The sequence below is a fragment of the Saccharopolyspora sp. NPDC045839 genome, from assembly GCF_056431645.1.
Genome location: NZ_JBWKKH010000027.1, coordinates 52,666 through 67,666, shown reverse-complemented (window position 1 = coordinate 67,666; position 15,001 = coordinate 52,666). Strand labels below are relative to the sequence as shown.

Genomic DNA, 15,001 nt, shown 5'->3' with positions numbered 1-15,001 from the left:
GCGAAATGGCGTCGCAGGTGCTGGCTTTGCTCGTGTTGGCGGTGGCGTTCCTGGTCGCGACCGTGCGACCGGTCCACATGGGAGTCCTCGCCCTGGCCGCGGCGCTCGGCGTCGGCACGACCCTGGGCGGCGCGTCGCTGGACGACGTGCTCAGCGGCTTCCCCGTCGACATCATGCTCCTGCTGCTCGGCGTCACCTATCTGTTCGGCATCGCGCGCAGCAACGGCGCCCTCGACTGGATGATCGACAGGCTGGTCCGCGCGACCGGCAACCGGGTCGCGCTGCTGCCCGCGCTGTTCTTCGCGCTCTCCCTGGCGGTGGCCAGCTTCGGGTCGCCGCTGGCGGCGGTCGTGCTCATCCCGATCGGGCTGTCGTTCGCCGGCCGCAACGGGCTGAGTCCGGTGGTGATGGGCCTGGCGATGGCCACCGGCGGCTCGGCCGGGTCGTTCGCGCCGATCAGCCTGTTCGGCCTCATCACGACGAGCATCGCCGGGCGCAGTGGGATCGAGGTGAATCCGCTGCTGCTGTTCGGCGCGGCGATCGGGATCAACGTGGTGCTCTTCGCCGCCGGATCCGTCCTGTTCCGGCGCGCGCTCGTGGCCGAGGCGGCGCCCGATGAAGAGCCCGACGCCGCGCCGGATTCCGGTGGTGGCGCGGGGGAAACGGCGCTGCTGACCAGGACCGGCACCGCGATGCGGCTCTCGGTGTTCCAGCGCCTGACGATCGTGATGCTGGCGCTGCTGGTCGTGCTCGTGGTCGTCCTGACGGCCGTCGGCCTCGAGGTGAACGTCGGCGTGGTCGCGCTGGGGCTGGGCGTCGTCCTGTCGCTGTGCTTCACCAAGGAGACGGCGCAGGCGGTCAAGGAGATCGACTGGTCCACGATCCTGCTCGTCGGCGGCATCGCCACCTACGTCGGCGTGCTGGACGGCATGGGTGCCGTCCAGCTCGTCGCCGAGGTCGGCGCGGCGATCCCCAGCCCGCTGCTGGCGGCGTTCATCCTCTGCCTGTGCGGCGGGCTGATCTCGGCGTTCGGCTCCACGACCGCGCTGCTGGCGATCATCATCCCGCTCGCGCTGCCGCTGGTGGCCGCCGGCGGAGTGCCGGCGGCCGGGGTGATCTGCGCGCTGGCGCTGTCGTCGTCCCTGGTGGACATCAATCCGATGTCCACCATCGGCGCCACCGTGGTGGCCTCGGGCCCGGAGCGGATCCGCGCGGCGATGCGGAAGTTCTTCTTCCGCTGGGGATTCTCGATGGTCCTGGTCGGTCCGGTCGTCACCTGCGCCTTCCTGGTCCTGCCCGGAATGCTCTCCTAGGCGAGGAGTTCCTGGAGCTCGCGGACCGCCCGGGTCAGGTGCTCGGCGAAGGAGTGCATCTCGTCGGCCACCGGCTCCGGCGTGCTCAGGTAGAGGTTGAAGCGATCCGGGAGCAGCACGTACGCGACGCCGATGCACTGGCTGCTGGTCGAACCGAAACCGAAGTACTGGATGTTCGTCGACGGCGCCGAGCTCGTGCTCAGGTAGTCGTCGCGCATCTTCAGCCAGCCCGGCGTCTCGTACAGGTCCAGCGGCTCGGTCGCGCCCAGTTCCGCGCCCCGCCGCCGCTGGATGAGCTGCAGCTCCCACAGGTGCTGCTCGGGCGCCTGCCCCGCCTGGCACTCCTTCGCCCGCGCCACGTGCTTCTCCGCGGCGGCGCGGAACGCCGCCCGGCGCGTCTCCGCGTCCGCGCCGGGATCGTCCATCGCCGCGACGAACCGCAGGACCTCGGGCGTGACGACGCGCATGGCCTCGGTGCGCCCGTTCTGGAACTGGCGGGTGGCGATGGACTCGTAGGTGGCGCCGGTCAGGCCCTTGGAACGCTTGTGGGCCAGCTGGTACGCCATCTGCACGAACGCGTCGGGCGACATGCCCAGCTGCTTGGCCTGGTTCGCCCCGAAGTCCTCGAACGACAGCGTGGTGGTCGCGGTGTTGTCCGCGTACTCCGCGAACGCGCCGGCCGCGGCGCGGACGTCGGCGCGCAGGTCGGCGTCGAGCACGAACTCGATCGGATCCACGGCGGGAAGGCCCTGCGCCGCCCGCCCCGCTTCCGGTTCGTGCTGGAGCAACGTGTCGACGAAGTTGAGGATCGTGGTGCCGTCCAGGCCGCAGTGCTCCACGTTGATGCCGGCGGTGCCGTCGGCGAAGACGATCAGCGACACGGCCTTGTCGAACCACCGGCTGCCGCTGTCGCCGTGCAGCAGGTGGTCGCAGGCGTCCAGCGTGTTCTCGGGCGTGAAGTCCTCGAGGCACAGGCAGAACAGCGCGGTCTCGATCTCATCCAGCGCAGCGGCATTGCCCGGATCGGCGGCCAGCAGCGCTTGTCGGCTGGCGGCCCACTCCGCTCGCGCCTTGGTGGTGAGGTGCCCGACGGAGGTGTCCGTCGCGGCTCGCGTCGCGCCGGCCTTCATGATCGCCTGCAGGCCCGCCGCGAGATCCTCCGGCGTGTGCGGCCGGCCCTCCGGGCTCAGCACCTGCATGCGGAACAGGTTGCCGCGGTAGAACACCGCGATGTGGCGGGCATCGGAGGGCCCGGGCCATTCCGCGGAGTACGGCGCGCGCACCGAGTCCTGCACCGCGCCGGGGATCCGGGTGGTGGAGAACAGGAACTTCTGCTGCGCCATCGAATGCGGCTGTCCACGTTGGACGACCGGCGGGATCGCCTCCGCGTCGAGCAGCTGCTTGTAGTCGACCGCCGCGGCGATGAGGCCGGCCGCCCGCCCGACCTGCTCCTGCGCCGATTCCCGGAACAGGAAGAAGAAGTTGGCGTTCAGCGCGATCCGGTCGCGGCGCCCCAGGTACCGGTACGGCCAGAAGGTGTCGAGCCAGCTGTGCACGCCCTCCTCGGCGTCGTAGCGTTCGAGCGCCGCCTGCAGGGCATGGGCCGGGCTGCCGGGGCTCTGGAACGCCCGCACCGCCGCCTCGGTGACGGCCAGCTCGTCCGCGCCGAGCAGCGGCGCGCACCACTCGACGAACCGCTCGCAGCTTTCCGCCAGGGTCGGCAGCGGCACCCGGGGCAGCCGGTCCTCGTTGCCGAAGGTGCTGGTCGACCACGTCTCACTGCTGTTCAATGTCATCCTCGACTTCGCTGGATCGCTCGGTGTTCTCGCGGCTGGGAGAGGTGGAGCTCGGCGTAGAACCAGCCGTCGGCCTCCATGCCCCGCGGCTCGACCCCGGCGGTCGAGAGCGTTTCCAGGACCAACGACTGCTCCTGCTCGGAGATGAACCGGCGCTGCTTGAAAACGCCGGGCATCGGCACGGTTTCGTAACCCGAGTCTGCCAGTCGGCGCGCGATCGGGTCGAAGGGGAACATGCGCAGGACGAAATGCGCCATCCACGGCCGCCTTCCCGCCTCGGCGATCCGGCCGAGGGTGCGTTCGCCGACGTATCCGATGCACCCCGTCGAGATGACCAGGTCCACCTCGGCCAGCAGCTCGCGTTGTGCGGCGGTGGGGTCGTGGTTCTCCAGGTCGGCGTGCACCGCGTGGTCGATGAACCCGGCCGCGAGCGCGTACGAAAGCGCCGGTTCCGAGCTGTCCAGGCCGACGAACCGGGTGCGGGCGAGCTGACCGCGCGAGCGGACCCAGGCCCGGTCGCGGGCCAGCAGCCGGTCCCGGTCGGCGTCGCGGGCATCGGCGTCGCCGTAGTGCTCGTAGAGCTCGTCGATGGTCGCGTCGCACCGCAGCAGGGCGGCGTTGACGCCGTAGGAGCAGCCGAGGTCCAGGACGGTCGGCACCTCGATGCCGGTCGCCTCGCGGTATTCCTGGATCAGCTTCAGGAAGTAGGGCTTGGCCAGCTGCGGGATGCAGTAGTCGAGTTCGCGCAGGGTGGTGAAGTAGGCGCGCGGATCGGGTCGGGTGTAGATCTGCTCGAGCGAAACCTTGCCGGTGGCATCGAACTGCACGGACGGTGCTCCTCCTGGTTCGACCGGTCGACTCGTCAGTCCAGCAGCCGATCGCCCCGCACCGCGCGGCCCTCGGCGGCCAGGTGTTCCGGCAGGGCCCGGCCGAAGATCTGCTTGGTCCGGGCGACGCTGCCGATCACGCCGGGCCGCTCGCTGTAGGCGAAGATGGCGGAATGGCGCTGCTCGCGGCCCTGCACGGTGGTGACGCGGTGCAGCGAGAAGCGGCCCTTGAACAGCTGGAGATCGCCGGGGCGCAGCGCCAGCCGCCGGATCAGCCGCTCGCCGTCACCGGCCAGCACCGCCCGGACGTCGGCGAAGTTCTCCGAGTGGCCGGACCGGATGTTCGCGCAGTACTCGAAGATCCCGCCGGCCTCCGGCTCCTGGGTGAGCATGCTGACCGCGAACTCGTTGGTGTCGAAGTGCCACGGGTGGTCCATGCCGGGCCGCACCACGTTGACGCAGAGCCCGGCCAGCGGATCGGCCAGCTCGTGGACGGCTGGCAGCTCGACGCACTCGGCGATGAAGCGCTTGAACAGCGAGCTGGTGTAGAGCCGGTGGATGATCGAGTGCGGCGGGATCTGGTCGCGGGCCACGAACGCGTTGCCGCGCGTCATCGTGGTTCGGGCCGGATGGTCCGCGGGCAGCTCGGTGTTCGTGTCGATGTTGTAGGCGTTGACGACCTCGACGTCGTAGTGCGCCAGCGGCGCGATCTTCGCGCCTTCCCGCCGCAGCTCCTCCTGCCGCGACGGGCGGATGAAATCGGGCAGCACGCTGCAGCCGTCTTCCCGCAGGTCGTGCCGGGCCCGGTGGACGGCTTCCCGCCAGGCGGCGCTCGCCGGGTCCGACAGCGGGTAGCGCGCCGTGTCCACCACCTGCTCCACAAGCTCGACTTCCGCTGCGCTCATGAAGTTCCTCTCCACGTGCAAAGCTCGCCAACGCCGGATTCGTCCGCGATCGACGTTGATCGCGCCTGCACTACCGTGATCAACGACGGATGATCATCGCGGTTACTGCCGAGTTCGCCGCCGGGACAGTGACGGTGGCCATAGTGCGCGGCCGATCCGGGCGCCGGCCGCCACTCGATCGTGCAGAACTCGCCGGAAGCCGAGAGGATCAGGAGGACCCGACGAGGAAGGGCGTACTGGTATGGACGACGAGACCAGCCGGCGGCTCGCCGAGGTGCGTTCACTGGCCGACGAACTGCATCCCGAGCAGATCGAGGCCGAGATCGGCCGCGCGCGGGTCGAGGCGTACCAGGAGGGCATGCGCTTCGCCGCCGACTTCGTCGAGAACGGCCCGCAGGGCCGCCAGCGCGCGCACATCCCGCAGCCGCGGAGCTGACCGGTGGCTCAGGAACCCCGCAGCGCGGTGGCGACCTCCCGGGCGGCCCGGAGGCCGGATTCCACCGCGCCGTCGATGAAGCCCGCCCAGCCGGTGGCGAGGTCGGAGCCCGCGAAGTGGACCGCGCCGTGCGGCCGTTGCAGGGCGGCCAGGTACTTCGTGAGCTGGCCCGGGCGCTGCATGGGCCAGGTTTCCCGGGAGAACTCGTCGGTCATCCAGTTGTGCCCGGCGACGTCGACGACCTCCAGGTCCGGCCGCCACGCGGCGAGCGCGCGGGCGACGCCCGCCTTGTCGGTGGGGTCGAGGTCGTGGGCGCGGGTGCCGAAGGCGACGAGGACGGTGTCGCCGTCGACCGCGTACTCCGGGCGGACGAAGGTGAGGTCGTGGTCGTCCGGCGCGTAGCCGGTGAACGGCGGGACGTCGCCGCGCACCCGGATCCAGGTCTTCAGCCCCTGCGACGCGGTGCGCTCGGCGCTCGCCGCCAGCTTGGCCGCCGGGAGCGCTGGCCGGAAGTCGATGGTGGCCAGCACGTTCAGCGGCAGCGTGCAGATCACCTGCCGGGCCGCGAGGCGGGTGCCGTCGGCCGTGGTGATCGTCGCGCCGCCGTCGTCCTGGGCGATGGCCGTGACGACCGAGCCGAGCCGGACGTCGGCATCGCTGTCGGCCGCCATCGCCGCCGCCAGCGAGGCGGTGCCCTCGACGAGCCGGTACCCCGAGGTCGCCTCGTGCAGCAGCCGCCAGTCGCCCGACGCCGCCGCGCACCACCGCATGGCCTGGCTGAGCCCGGAAACCGCTGCGGGGCCGTTGAAGTGCTCCGCCCAGACGCCGGTGTTCACCTCGCGCTCGGCGGGCGGGAGGTCGAGCCCGCCGAAGTAGTCGGCGACCGACCGGTGGTCGATGCGGTCCAGGTCCTCGCGCAGCAGCGGCTCGTAGGGGAGCGGGAACCAGGTGCGGCTGTCCGCGGCGAGCCGGTCCATGCCGCGCTCGATCAGCGCGTCGAACTCCGCGGGACTGCCCCGGTGCACCGCCCCGTCGGCGATCCAGTACACCTCCTCCGAGCTCGGGCTCTGCTCGACGGCCTGGCCGTAGCGGGTGATCTCGCTCCACGTGTGCGGCTGCAGCCAGTGCACCCAGGTGCCGCCCATCTCCAGGCGCCGGCCGAGCCGCTCATCGGTCCAGGTGCGACCGCCGATGCGGTCGCGTGCTTCGAACACCGCCACCGAGCGGCCGCGCCGCGACAGCTCGCGAGCGGCGGTCAGCCCGGCGAACCCGGCACCGACGATGACCACGTCGTAGGACTCCATGCTGCGCATTCTGGTTCCGGCGACGTGGCGCCTCGATCCACCGAACGAGTTGATTACCGGTTTCCGCCGCTCACCCGGCGTGGGCGATCGCGGTGACGACCAGGCCGCCGGCGGCCAGCCAGCGCCCGTGGAACTCCCGCAGCGGCGGGCCCGGGCTTTCGGCGAGCAGCCGGGCGTGGAAGGAGCCGTCGTCCGGGTGCAGCTCGATGGACGCCTCCGCGAAGTCCAGCCAGGCCCGGGTCAGCGGGAACCACGTCTTGTAGACGGATTCCTTGGCGCTGAACAGCAATCTGTCCCAGTTCGGCCCCGGCGGCAAGCCCCGCAGGTGGTCCAGCTCCTCCGGGCGGGCGATGGCTTCGAGAACGCCGTCCGGCAACGGCGCGTCGGGCTCCGCGTCGACGCCGACCGAGACGAGGTCCGCGGCACGCGCGACCACGGCCGCCCGGTATCCGGCGCAGTGGGTCATGCTGCCGACCACACCGCCGGGCCAGCCCGGCGCGCCGCGCTCGCCCGGGAGGATCGGGCTCGGCGGATGCCCCAGCGCGGCGAGCGCCTCGCGCGCGCAGTGCCGGACCGTGGCGAACTCGGTGCGGCGCTTGGCGACCGCGCGGCTGATGACGGCCTCTTCCTCGGGGAACAGCTCGACCTCGACGCGATCGTCGAAGGCCTCGGCGAACCGGGCCTCGCCCGGGAGGATCTCGCCGATCAAGACGGGGCCCCCGCCGGGAGCACCTGCCGGAGCAGGCCGTGCGGGTGGCCGTGGCGGCGCCATTCCCGGGGGTAGCCGATGGAGACCTCGTGGAACGGCACGTCGTCGTGCCGGGTGATCCGCGGGATGTGCAGGTGCCCGTAGACGACGCACGAGGCGCGGTGGCGGCGGTGCCAGTCCGCGGTGAGCTCGGTGCCGCACCACTGCGCGAACTCGGGGTAGTGCAGCACGTCCGTCGGCTCCCGCACCAGCGGGTAGTGGTTGACCAGGACGGTGGGCAGCCCGTCGTCCAGCTCGGCCAGCCGACGCTCGGTCTCCGCGACCCTCGCCCGGCACCAGGCGTCCAGGCTCGGGTGCGGGTCCGGGTGCAGCAGGTACTCGTCGCTGCACACGACGCCCTTGGCGTGGGCCTGTTCGAGCCCCTCGGCCTTGTTCGTCGCCCCGGGCGGCCGGAACGAGTAGTCGTAGAGCAGGAACATCGGCACGATCCGCGCCGGACCGCCGTCGCCGGTCCACACCGGGTACGGGTCTTCCGGGGTCAGCACACCCAGGCCGCGGCACAGCTCGACGAGGTGCCGGTACCGCTGCTCACCGCGCAGCTGCAGCGGGTCCTTCGGGTGGGTCCACAGGTCGTGGTTGCCCGGCACCCAGATCACGGTGGCGAATCGCTCGCCGAGCAGCCGCAGCGCCCACTCGATGTCGGCGGCGAACTCGCCGACGTCACCGGCCACGATCAGCCAGTCGTCCGGGGATTCCGGCCGGAGTTCCGCCACGATGGCCCGGTTGTCCTGGAACGCCACGTGCAAATCGCTCACGGCGAGCAGCCGACCAGTGCTGTGCATGATCCGGATCCTACCGGTCCGCGGCCGGTCGCCGGCCGCAACTGTCCACGATGGACGTCCGTGATCGGTTCCGATCCCAAGATCGCGCCGGCGGTGCTGGCCGATGCGGTCGGGCCGATCGGCGGCTCGGCGCGCCGGCTGCTCGACGCCTGGTCGCGGGCCGCCCGGCGGCGGTGAGACCAGGGCGGCGACCGCGGGACCAGCCGCGATCGCATGCCCCCCTCGTGGTGTTGGTCAGTCCTCGTCCGGCTTGGCGTGGTCGGGCACGCCCGGGTGCGGATCGCGGGACAGGTCGATCAGCGGGTGCACCCCGGCGCCTTCCGGCGCGGCGTGGCTGGGCCTCCCCGTCTCGGCCTCGTTGCTGGGACGGTCGGGTTCGGTGCTCATGCTTCCCTCCGGTCGGGATCTCGGGACAACATCAGCATGCCAACCGGATGTGCCCGGACGCCGGAGATCGGAGTGCGACGCGCGTCACCCGCAGGCCGGATCCGCCGTATCGTCGTGTCGATCAGCCAGCGCACCGCAGATTCCCGGAGGATTCCGTGCCCGCACCCACGGCAATCGACCTGACCCCGCGCAGCACCGCCCTCGGCGGTTCCCCGAAGCTGACCGGTCACCTCGCGAAGCCGGCCGGGCCCGGCCCGTGGCCCGGCGTGGTGGTCGTCCACGAGGCGTTCGGCGTCGACGACGTCATGCTGCGGCAGACCGAGCGGATGGCCGAGGCCGGCTACCTGGCGCTGCTGCCGGACCTGTTCACCGACGGCGGAACCCTGCGCTGCCTGGTCCCGACCATGCGCGCGGCGCTGTCCGGCCGCGGCCGCGCCTACGCCGACCTGGAGGCGGCCCGCACCGAGCTGGCCGACCGGCCGGACTGCACCGGCAAGGTCGGCCTCATCGGCTTCTGCATGGGCGGCTCCTTCGCACTGGTCGCCGCGGGCCGCGGCATCTACGACGCGGCCTCGGCGAACTACGGCCAGCTGCCCAAGGACATCGACCGCGCGCTCGCCGAGGCCTGCCCGGTCGTCGGCAGCTACGGCGGCCGCGACGGGATGCTGAAGGGCGCCGCGGCGAAGCTCGACGCCGCCCTCGAACGGGCCGGAATCCCGCACGACGTCAAGGAATACCCGGAGGCGGGCCACTCGTTCCTCAACGACGCGGAGAACGCACCGAGGATCATGCGTCCGCTCCTGCGGATCTCCGGCGCCGGCCCGAACCCCGAATCCGCCGCCGACGCCTGGCGGCGGATCGAGGACTTCTTCGCCGAGCACCTGAAGTCGTGAACCAGGTCAGGGGACGGCGATGGCGATCAGCTGGGTCTGCTGCCGGGTCGAGAAGTTGTTGTCGCTGACCACCAGCAGCACCCGCTCGCCGGTGGGCAGGCGCGGACCCCAGCTGATGCCCTCCACGTTGTCGGTGTAGGGCAGCCCGATCTCGTCGAGGTCGACCAGCAGCTTCTTCTGCACGGGACGGAATCCGCCGTCGGCCAGCGAGTGCCGGTCGATCACGTCGTCGGCGCCGTCGGTGCTGAACTCGAAGATGCGGCCCTTGGTGCCGACGCCGGCGGCGTAGCCGCGCTCCAGCGCGAGGAAGCGGCCCGGCTGCTCGTCGGCGAGCAGCGACGAGATCCCGTTGGTGTTCCAGTCGTTCGGCGGCTGCGGCTGCGCGAACAGCGGCTCCACCGGGTAGGCGTGCTGGGCGATCGGGCGGCCCGCCCGGTCGTGCACCGTGATCCGGCTGAAGGCGCCGTGGTCGGCGTTGGCCGGCGGCCCGTCCTGCTCCAGCGGGCCTTCCAGCGCGGAGACGATCCGCATGCCGTCGGCGGTGTAGGCCAGGCCCTCGAAGGTCTCGTTGACGCGCGGGCCCGTGCCGCCCATCGTCATCTTCTCGTTCGGCGCGGTCGGCAGGTCCCGCACGTACCAGCCGTCGCGGTGCGAGATCCGCAGTGCCGGGTCGAGCAGCACCGTGCCGCGGGCCGAGCCGTCGGCCGGGACGTTGCGCTGCCCCTCGTTGGTCCAGACGACGTCGCCGGAGAGCGGGTCGACCCGCAGTTCCTCCGGGTCCACGGTGCCCATGACGTTCCGCAGGGCGCGCGGCGTCCGGTGCTGCTCCTCGCGCCAGGTGTCGATCGTCGGGTAGGTCGTGCCGCCCGGGCGGCGGAAGATCCGGGCGCCGGTGAACGTCACGTCGCCGACGCCGTCCTCGGTCACCGAGACGGTGGCGCGGTAGTAGCGGGCGGGGGCGTAGTCCGACCAGTCATCGCTGACGAAGACGAAGTCCCCGCTGCGGCGGTCGTAGTCCACGGAGGACAGGCCGCCGACCGGCGTGCCGTCCACCCGCAGGTCGTGCGGCACCACGTAGGTGCCCAGCAACCGGGCCGAGTCGGATTCCGCTGCTGCGGCGGGGAATGCGGCGGGGACGAGGCACAGCGCGGCGGCAGCGGCGAGCACCGCCGCTGGGGTTCGGGTTCGCATGATCAGCAGCCAACCGGGCGCCCATCGGCAGCGCCAGCTCGATCACTCCACCGGGCGAACCGCGCGGCGCGAGATCAACTCCGCCACCTGCTCGACGACCGGCCGGGTGCTCGCCTGCCACACCACCCAGGTGGTCAGCTCCAGCGGCGGGTCGACCAGCGGCACCCACGGCCAGCCGGGCAGCAGCCGCAGGGCGGAGTGCTCGGTGAGCAGCACCGCCTCGGCCTCGGTCGCCTCGGCGCAGGCCAGCGCGTGCTCGGAGAACTGCGCGAACCGCCACAGCGGAACGGCGCCCGCGTCGTGCGCCGCGACGATCAGCCGGTCGTGCGCGACCGGAACCTGCTCGCGGCCGTGCGCCAGGAGCCGCAGGTTGTCGAGATCCCGGACGCGGCAGGTGCTGCGCCCCGCCAGCCGGTGCCCGGCCCGCACCGCGATCCCGAAGGCCTGATCGAAGAGCCGGGTGCCGCGCAGCGCCAGCGGCCGCTCGTGCACCAGGCCCAGGTCGAGCCGCCCCTCCCGGACCATGCGCAGCTGGTCGGTGCTGCTCGCCTCGGTCAGCGTCACCGAGGCGTGCGGGATCTCGGCGCGCAGCGCCGCCAGCGTCTCCAGGACCCAGTCGGCGGCCAGCCCCGGCGGGATGCCGATGTCGACAACCTCGCGGGTGTGCTCGCTCGCCGAATGTGCCGCGTCGCGGCTCGCGTCGGCCAGGCGCAGCAGGAGCAGCGCGTGCTGGTGCAGGGCTATGCCCGCCGGGGTCAGGGTCGTGCCGGTCGGCGTGCGCTCGAACAACGTGACGCCCACATCCCGTTCGAGCTGGCGAAGTTGCCTGCTCAGCGATGGTTGCGTCAGGTGCAGACGTTCCGCGGCGCGGGACATCGAGCGCTCGCTCGCGACGGCGACGAAGTACCGCAGATGGCGCAGTTCCATTTCACCTCCACGCAGTAGTCATGCCTGCGAAGCATGGCCTATCTGATTAGGTGGTATTGGACGTCACGCTGTCAAGAAGGTGTACTTCCCGAAGTCGCACGTCCTATCTGGAATCCTCGTCGGTGGCAGGGCGGCGCACCAGCCTCGGCGCGTCGAACCTCTGCCTCATGAGCAGGACGTCGCAACCGGATCGCAGAAAGCGAGCGCTCAACGATGAGTCCCATCCCGACCGCCAGCGGAGTGCGCCACCCGTACCGGTGGGTCGTGCTCCTGTTGTCCTGGGCGGCGTTCACCATGACCGCGGTGGACCGTTCCACGTGGGGACCTGCGTCTGTCGCGGTCGGCGAGCACCTGGGGGTCTCGCTGGCCGGGCTCGGCGTCTTCGCCACCGGTTACTACGTCGGCTACGTCATCTCCAACGCGGGCGGCGGCGTCCTCACCGACTGGCTCGGCGGGCGGATGGTCATCGCCTCCACCCTGTTCGTGGCCGGCGGGTTCATGATCCTGTTCGGCGAGACCACCTCGGTGGCGATGGGCATCGCGTTCCAGGCCTGCATCGGCGTGTTCGCCGGGTGCGACTACTCGGCCGGCGTGAAGCTGATCTCGCAGTGGTTCCCGGCCAAGGACCGCGGGCTGGCGATGGGCATCTTCATGACCGCCACCTCGCTGGGCACGGTGATCGCGAACGCGATCGTGCCGAGCCTCATCGAGTCCTCCGGCTGGCAGACCTCGTACCACGTGTTCGGCGCGGCCTCGATGGTCGTCGCGGTGCTGTGCTTCTTCTTGCTGCGCAACGGATCCGAGAGCGCCGAATCCTCGGCGCGGGAGGTGCCGAAGCTGGGTTCGCTGCTGCGCAACCGGGATCTCTTCCTGCTCGGGCTGGCCGGGTTCGGCGGGCTCTGGGGCACCTACGGCTTCATCACCTGGTCCAACGCCCTGATGATCAAGGGCAGTCACGTCTCCCCGGTGCAGGCCGGCGCGGTCGTCGCGATCTTCGGCATCGCGGCGGTGGTGGCCAAGCCGCTCATCGGTGTGATCAGCGACGTGTTCGGCGGCAAGCGCAAGGTCCTGACCATCATCGTCCTCGGCGCCTTCGTGGTCACCCTCCTGCTGTTCGGCACGGCGACCAACCTGACCGCGTTCATGTGGATCGCGCCGTTCCTCGGCATCGCCGCCTACGTCTACAGCCCGCTGATGGTCGCGCTCATCCCGAACCTCTCCGGGGTGCGGCTGGCCGGTTCGGCGGCCGGCGCAACCAACGCGTTCTGGCAGCTCGGCAGCACGATCGTGCCGGTGGTGCTCGGCGTCGTCTTCCAGGCGACCGGCTCGTTCTTTCTGGCCTTCGTCACGCTCGCCGCCGGGCCGCTGCTCGGCATGGTGCTGATGCTCGGAGTGCGGGAGCACGGCGCCGCCCCGCCGGCCGACGACAAGACCGGCGACACCGCCAAAGCTGTTGCTTGACGAGGAAAGTGGAGCGAACGTGACCCAGCACTACGACGTGATCGTGGCCGGCGGCGGATCCGGCGGGGTGGCGGCCGCGATCGGGGCCAGCCGCGCCGGTGCCCGGACCCTGCTGATCGAGCGCGGGCCGTGCCTCGGCGGCGCGGCGACCCTCCGCAACGTGGTGACCTACTGCGGCCTCTACACGCGCGACGACAAGCAGCAGGCGGTCTTCGGCGTCGCCGACGAGATGATCACCGCGCTGCGCGAGATGGGCGCGATCAGCGAGCCGACCAGGTTCACCGCGGTGGCGGCGGTTTTCGACCCCGAGAGCGTCAAGCGCGTCTCCGACGAGCTGTGCGCGCAGGCCGGGGTCGACGTCCTGCTGCACACCCACGTGCTGGGCGCCGACCGCGAAGGCGACCAGGTCACCGCGGTGCGCGTCGCCGACCACTCGGGGATCCACGAGTTCACCGCGAAGGCCTTCGTGGACGCCACCGGCGAGGCCGACCTGGCCCACCACGCCGGGGCGGAGGTCCGCTACGGAAACGACGGCTGGGTGCAGAACGGCACGCTCGGGGTGCGCTTCGGCGGCATCCCCGCGGGCGCCGAGGTCACCAGGGAGGCCATCGGCGCGGCGGTGCGCGCGGCGAAGAAGGCCGGCGCGCCCGATCTGACCGCGGAAAGCGGGCTCATCGCGCGGATGCCGATCTCCGGCGACCTCATCACCTACCTGGCCGACGAGGGCTACGACGCGCGCAGCGCGGCGGACACCACCCGCGCCGAGATCGGCGCCCGGCGGCAGGCGCAGGCGTACCTGCGGGTGGTCCGCTCGTTGCCCGGCTGCGGCGGGGCGTACATCGTCAGCACCGGCCCGGAGATGGGCACCCGCGAGTCCCGGCACCTCGTCGGCCGGTACCGGTTCACGGAGAAGGAGGTGCTCCAGCCCGGCCCGGTCGACGACGCGGTCGCGATCGGCGCCTGGCCGATCGAGTACCACCCGGGCCCGGGCATCCCGTCGGAGTGGAAGTTCATCGGCGACCCGGGTTTCTACGGGATTCCGCTGGACGTCCTGCACAGCAGGGACACGCCGAACCTCTTCGCCGCCGGGCGCACCGTCGACGGCGACCGCGGTGCGGGCGCGTCGCTGCGCGCCATGGGCACGGCGTTCGCCACCGGGCACGCGGCCGGTGTCGCGGCCGCCTTCACCGCCGCCGGCGGCGACGCCGGCACCGAGGCGGTGCGGGCCGAACTCAACCGCCAGGGCGCCCGGCTGCCCGAATGACTCAGCGGTTGCGCCGATCGCCCGGCGTGTGGCCGAAGGTGCGGCGGAACACCTCGATGAAGGCGCTCGTGGACGCCCAGCCCGTCCGGTGCGCCACCGTGGTGACGGCTTCGCCTTCGGCCAGCAGCCGCAGCCCCTGGTGGAGCCGCAACTGCGTCCGCCACTGCGGGAAGGTCATCCGCATCTCGGCCCGGAACAGGCGGCTGAGCGTGCGCTCGCTGGCCCCGACCTGCGCGCCCAGCGCGGCGAGCGTGCGCTGATCGGCCGGATTCCCGGCGAGGATCGCGCACACCGCGGCGAGTCTCGGGTCGCGCGCGGTCGGCAGGCGCACCGGCTGCTGCGGAGCCCGGCGCAGCTGATCGAGCAGCACCGAGCGCATGCGGTCCCGCTCGGCGGCGTCGTAGTCGTTCTCCCTGGTGTAGGCCAGGATCAGCTCGCGCAGCAGCGGACCGACGGCCAGCACCGCGGGCGAGGTCAGCCCCAGCGGGTTGTCGGTGGTGGGCAGGCCGACGGTGTGGAGGTCGGTTTCGCCGTAGGCGCGGTGTTCGTGCACCGTCCCCGCCGGCACCCACACCGCGCGGGTGCCAGGGGCGATCCAGCTGCCCGCGTCCGTCGTCACCGACAGGACGCCGCGCCCGGCGTAGACGATCTGGTGGTCGTCGTGCCGGTGCGCATCCACCTCGGAGCCGGGCGGCAGGAACCGCAGGGCCGTGGGCGCCCGCGGGGTATGGCGGATTCTCGACACA

Annotated in this window: 15 protein-coding genes; 5 read left to right on the top strand and 10 right to left on the bottom strand. The window is 71.8% G+C overall.

The window, feature by feature from the left end:
- Window positions 1-5 precede the first annotated feature (5 nt).
- Window positions 6-1,313 (top strand): SLC13 family permease, encoded by a 1,308-nt coding sequence (locus AC07EQ_RS30795; protein WP_478391369.1) that lies wholly within the window; start codon window positions 6-8, stop codon window positions 1,311-1,313.
- Here AC07EQ_RS30795 and AC07EQ_RS30790 read toward each other — a convergent pair.
- Genes AC07EQ_RS30790 through AC07EQ_RS30780 form a run of 3 tightly spaced genes read right to left on the bottom strand, consistent with a single transcriptional unit; the run spans window position 1,310 to window position 4,841 of the window.
- Complete coding sequence (locus AC07EQ_RS30790) at window positions 1,310-3,109, bottom strand: choline/carnitine O-acyltransferase (protein ID WP_478391368.1); 1,800 nt, start codon at window positions 3,107-3,109, stop codon at window positions 1,310-1,312. The two genes, AC07EQ_RS30795 and AC07EQ_RS30790, sit on opposite strands and share 4 nt — an antisense overlap.
- On the bottom strand, window positions 3,106-3,936 hold the full coding sequence (locus tag AC07EQ_RS30785; RefSeq protein WP_478391367.1) for a class I SAM-dependent methyltransferase: 831 nt from the start codon (window positions 3,934-3,936) through the stop codon (window positions 3,106-3,108). Before AC07EQ_RS30785 ends, AC07EQ_RS30790 begins: the two co-directional genes overlap by 4 nt.
- Window positions 3,937-3,971: 35 nt before the next feature.
- A complete protein-coding gene (locus AC07EQ_RS30780; protein ID WP_478391366.1) occupies window positions 3,972-4,841 on the bottom strand; it encodes a HalD/BesD family halogenase in 870 nt (289 codons plus the stop codon).
- Between the two features lie 241 nt (window positions 4,842-5,082).
- Here AC07EQ_RS30780 and AC07EQ_RS30775 point away from each other — a divergent pair, with 241 nt between their 5' ends.
- Complete coding sequence (locus AC07EQ_RS30775) at window positions 5,083-5,277, top strand: hypothetical protein (RefSeq protein ID WP_478391365.1); 195 nt, start codon at window positions 5,083-5,085, stop codon at window positions 5,275-5,277.
- 8 nt (window positions 5,278-5,285) lie between these two features.
- Here the strand turns inward: AC07EQ_RS30775 and AC07EQ_RS30770 are convergent, their stop codons facing one another.
- The 4 genes from AC07EQ_RS30770 to AC07EQ_RS30755 form a co-directional block, all read right to left on the bottom strand.
- Window positions 5,286-6,581, bottom strand: a complete 1,296-nt coding sequence (locus tag AC07EQ_RS30770) for a flavin monoamine oxidase family protein (RefSeq protein WP_478391364.1) — start codon at window positions 6,579-6,581, stop codon at window positions 5,286-5,288.
- Between the two features lie 70 nt (window positions 6,582-6,651).
- Window positions 6,652-7,290, bottom strand: a complete 639-nt coding sequence (locus tag AC07EQ_RS30765; protein ID WP_478391363.1) for a 4'-phosphopantetheinyl transferase family protein — start codon at window positions 7,288-7,290, stop codon at window positions 6,652-6,654.
- The gene (locus tag AC07EQ_RS30760; RefSeq protein WP_478391362.1) at window positions 7,287-8,132 is read right to left on the bottom strand and encodes a metallophosphoesterase family protein; all 846 of its coding nucleotides are present in this window, start codon (window positions 8,130-8,132) and stop codon (window positions 7,287-7,289) included. The genes AC07EQ_RS30765 and AC07EQ_RS30760 overlap by 4 nt, the downstream gene beginning before the upstream one ends.
- 234 nt (window positions 8,133-8,366) lie before the next feature.
- Entirely contained in the window at window positions 8,367-8,519 is a 153-nt protein-coding gene (locus tag AC07EQ_RS30755) for a hypothetical protein (protein WP_478391361.1), read from the bottom strand.
- 155 nt (window positions 8,520-8,674) lie between these two features.
- Between AC07EQ_RS30755 and AC07EQ_RS30750 the strand changes: the two genes are divergently transcribed.
- Complete coding sequence (locus AC07EQ_RS30750) at window positions 8,675-9,412, top strand: dienelactone hydrolase family protein (protein ID WP_478391360.1); 738 nt, start codon at window positions 8,675-8,677, stop codon at window positions 9,410-9,412.
- 6 nt (window positions 9,413-9,418) lie between these two features.
- On the opposite strand, the gene AC07EQ_RS30745 is transcribed toward AC07EQ_RS30750, so the two are convergent.
- Complete coding sequence (locus AC07EQ_RS30745; protein WP_478391359.1) at window positions 9,419-10,603, bottom strand: esterase-like activity of phytase family protein; 1,185 nt, start codon at window positions 10,601-10,603, stop codon at window positions 9,419-9,421.
- A 42-nt stretch (window positions 10,604-10,645) separates the two neighbouring features.
- On the bottom strand, window positions 10,646-11,530 hold the full coding sequence (locus tag AC07EQ_RS30740) for a LysR family transcriptional regulator (RefSeq protein WP_478391358.1): 885 nt from the start codon (window positions 11,528-11,530) through the stop codon (window positions 10,646-10,648).
- Window positions 11,531-11,743: 213 nt separating this feature from the next.
- Here AC07EQ_RS30740 and AC07EQ_RS30735 point away from each other — a divergent pair, with 213 nt between their 5' ends.
- Together AC07EQ_RS30735 and AC07EQ_RS30730 are read left to right on the top strand one after the other, a co-directional pair.
- Complete coding sequence (locus AC07EQ_RS30735) at window positions 11,744-12,991, top strand: MFS transporter (RefSeq protein ID WP_478391357.1); 1,248 nt, start codon at window positions 11,744-11,746, stop codon at window positions 12,989-12,991.
- Between the two features lie 19 nt (window positions 12,992-13,010).
- Window positions 13,011-14,255, top strand: coding sequence for an FAD-dependent oxidoreductase (locus tag AC07EQ_RS30730; protein WP_478391356.1), 1,245 nt, complete (start codon window positions 13,011-13,013; stop codon window positions 14,253-14,255).
- Between the two features lies 1 nt (window position 14,256).
- On the opposite strand, the gene AC07EQ_RS30725 is transcribed toward AC07EQ_RS30730, so the two are convergent.
- Window positions 14,257-15,000 carry an AraC family transcriptional regulator gene (locus AC07EQ_RS30725; protein ID WP_478391355.1) on the bottom strand — a complete coding sequence of 248 codons (744 nt, stop codon included), beginning with the start codon at window positions 14,998-15,000 and terminating at the stop codon, window positions 14,257-14,259.
- Between the last annotated feature and the right edge of the window lies 1 nt (window position 15,001).

Excerpts from the sequence above, each read along its gene's own strand:
- AC07EQ_RS30790 (WP_478391368.1), bottom strand. The coding sequence starts at position 3,109 with ATGACATTGAACAGCAGTGAGACGTGGTCGACCAGCACCTTCGGCAAC.
- AC07EQ_RS30775 (WP_478391365.1), top strand. The coding sequence starts at position 5,083 with ATGGACGACGAGACCAGCCGGCGGCTCGCCGAGGTGCGTTCACTGGCC.
- AC07EQ_RS30735 (WP_478391357.1), top strand. The coding sequence starts at position 11,744 with ATGAGTCCCATCCCGACCGCCAGCGGAGTGCGCCACCCGTACCGGTGG.
- AC07EQ_RS30745 (WP_478391359.1), bottom strand. The coding sequence starts at position 10,603 with ATGCGAACCCGAACCCCAGCGGCGGTGCTCGCCGCTGCCGCCGCGCTG.
- AC07EQ_RS30795 (WP_478391369.1), top strand. The coding sequence starts at position 6 with ATGGCGTCGCAGGTGCTGGCTTTGCTCGTGTTGGCGGTGGCGTTCCTG.
- AC07EQ_RS30760 (WP_478391362.1), bottom strand. The coding sequence starts at position 8,132 with ATGCACAGCACTGGTCGGCTGCTCGCCGTGAGCGATTTGCACGTGGCG.
- AC07EQ_RS30770 (WP_478391364.1), bottom strand. The coding sequence starts at position 6,581 with ATGGAGTCCTACGACGTGGTCATCGTCGGTGCCGGGTTCGCCGGGCTG.
- AC07EQ_RS30755 (WP_478391361.1), bottom strand. The coding sequence starts at position 8,519 with ATGAGCACCGAACCCGACCGTCCCAGCAACGAGGCCGAGACGGGGAGG.
- AC07EQ_RS30780 (WP_478391366.1), bottom strand. The coding sequence starts at position 4,841 with ATGAGCGCAGCGGAAGTCGAGCTTGTGGAGCAGGTGGTGGACACGGCG.
- AC07EQ_RS30740 (WP_478391358.1), bottom strand. The coding sequence starts at position 11,530 with ATGGAACTGCGCCATCTGCGGTACTTCGTCGCCGTCGCGAGCGAGCGC.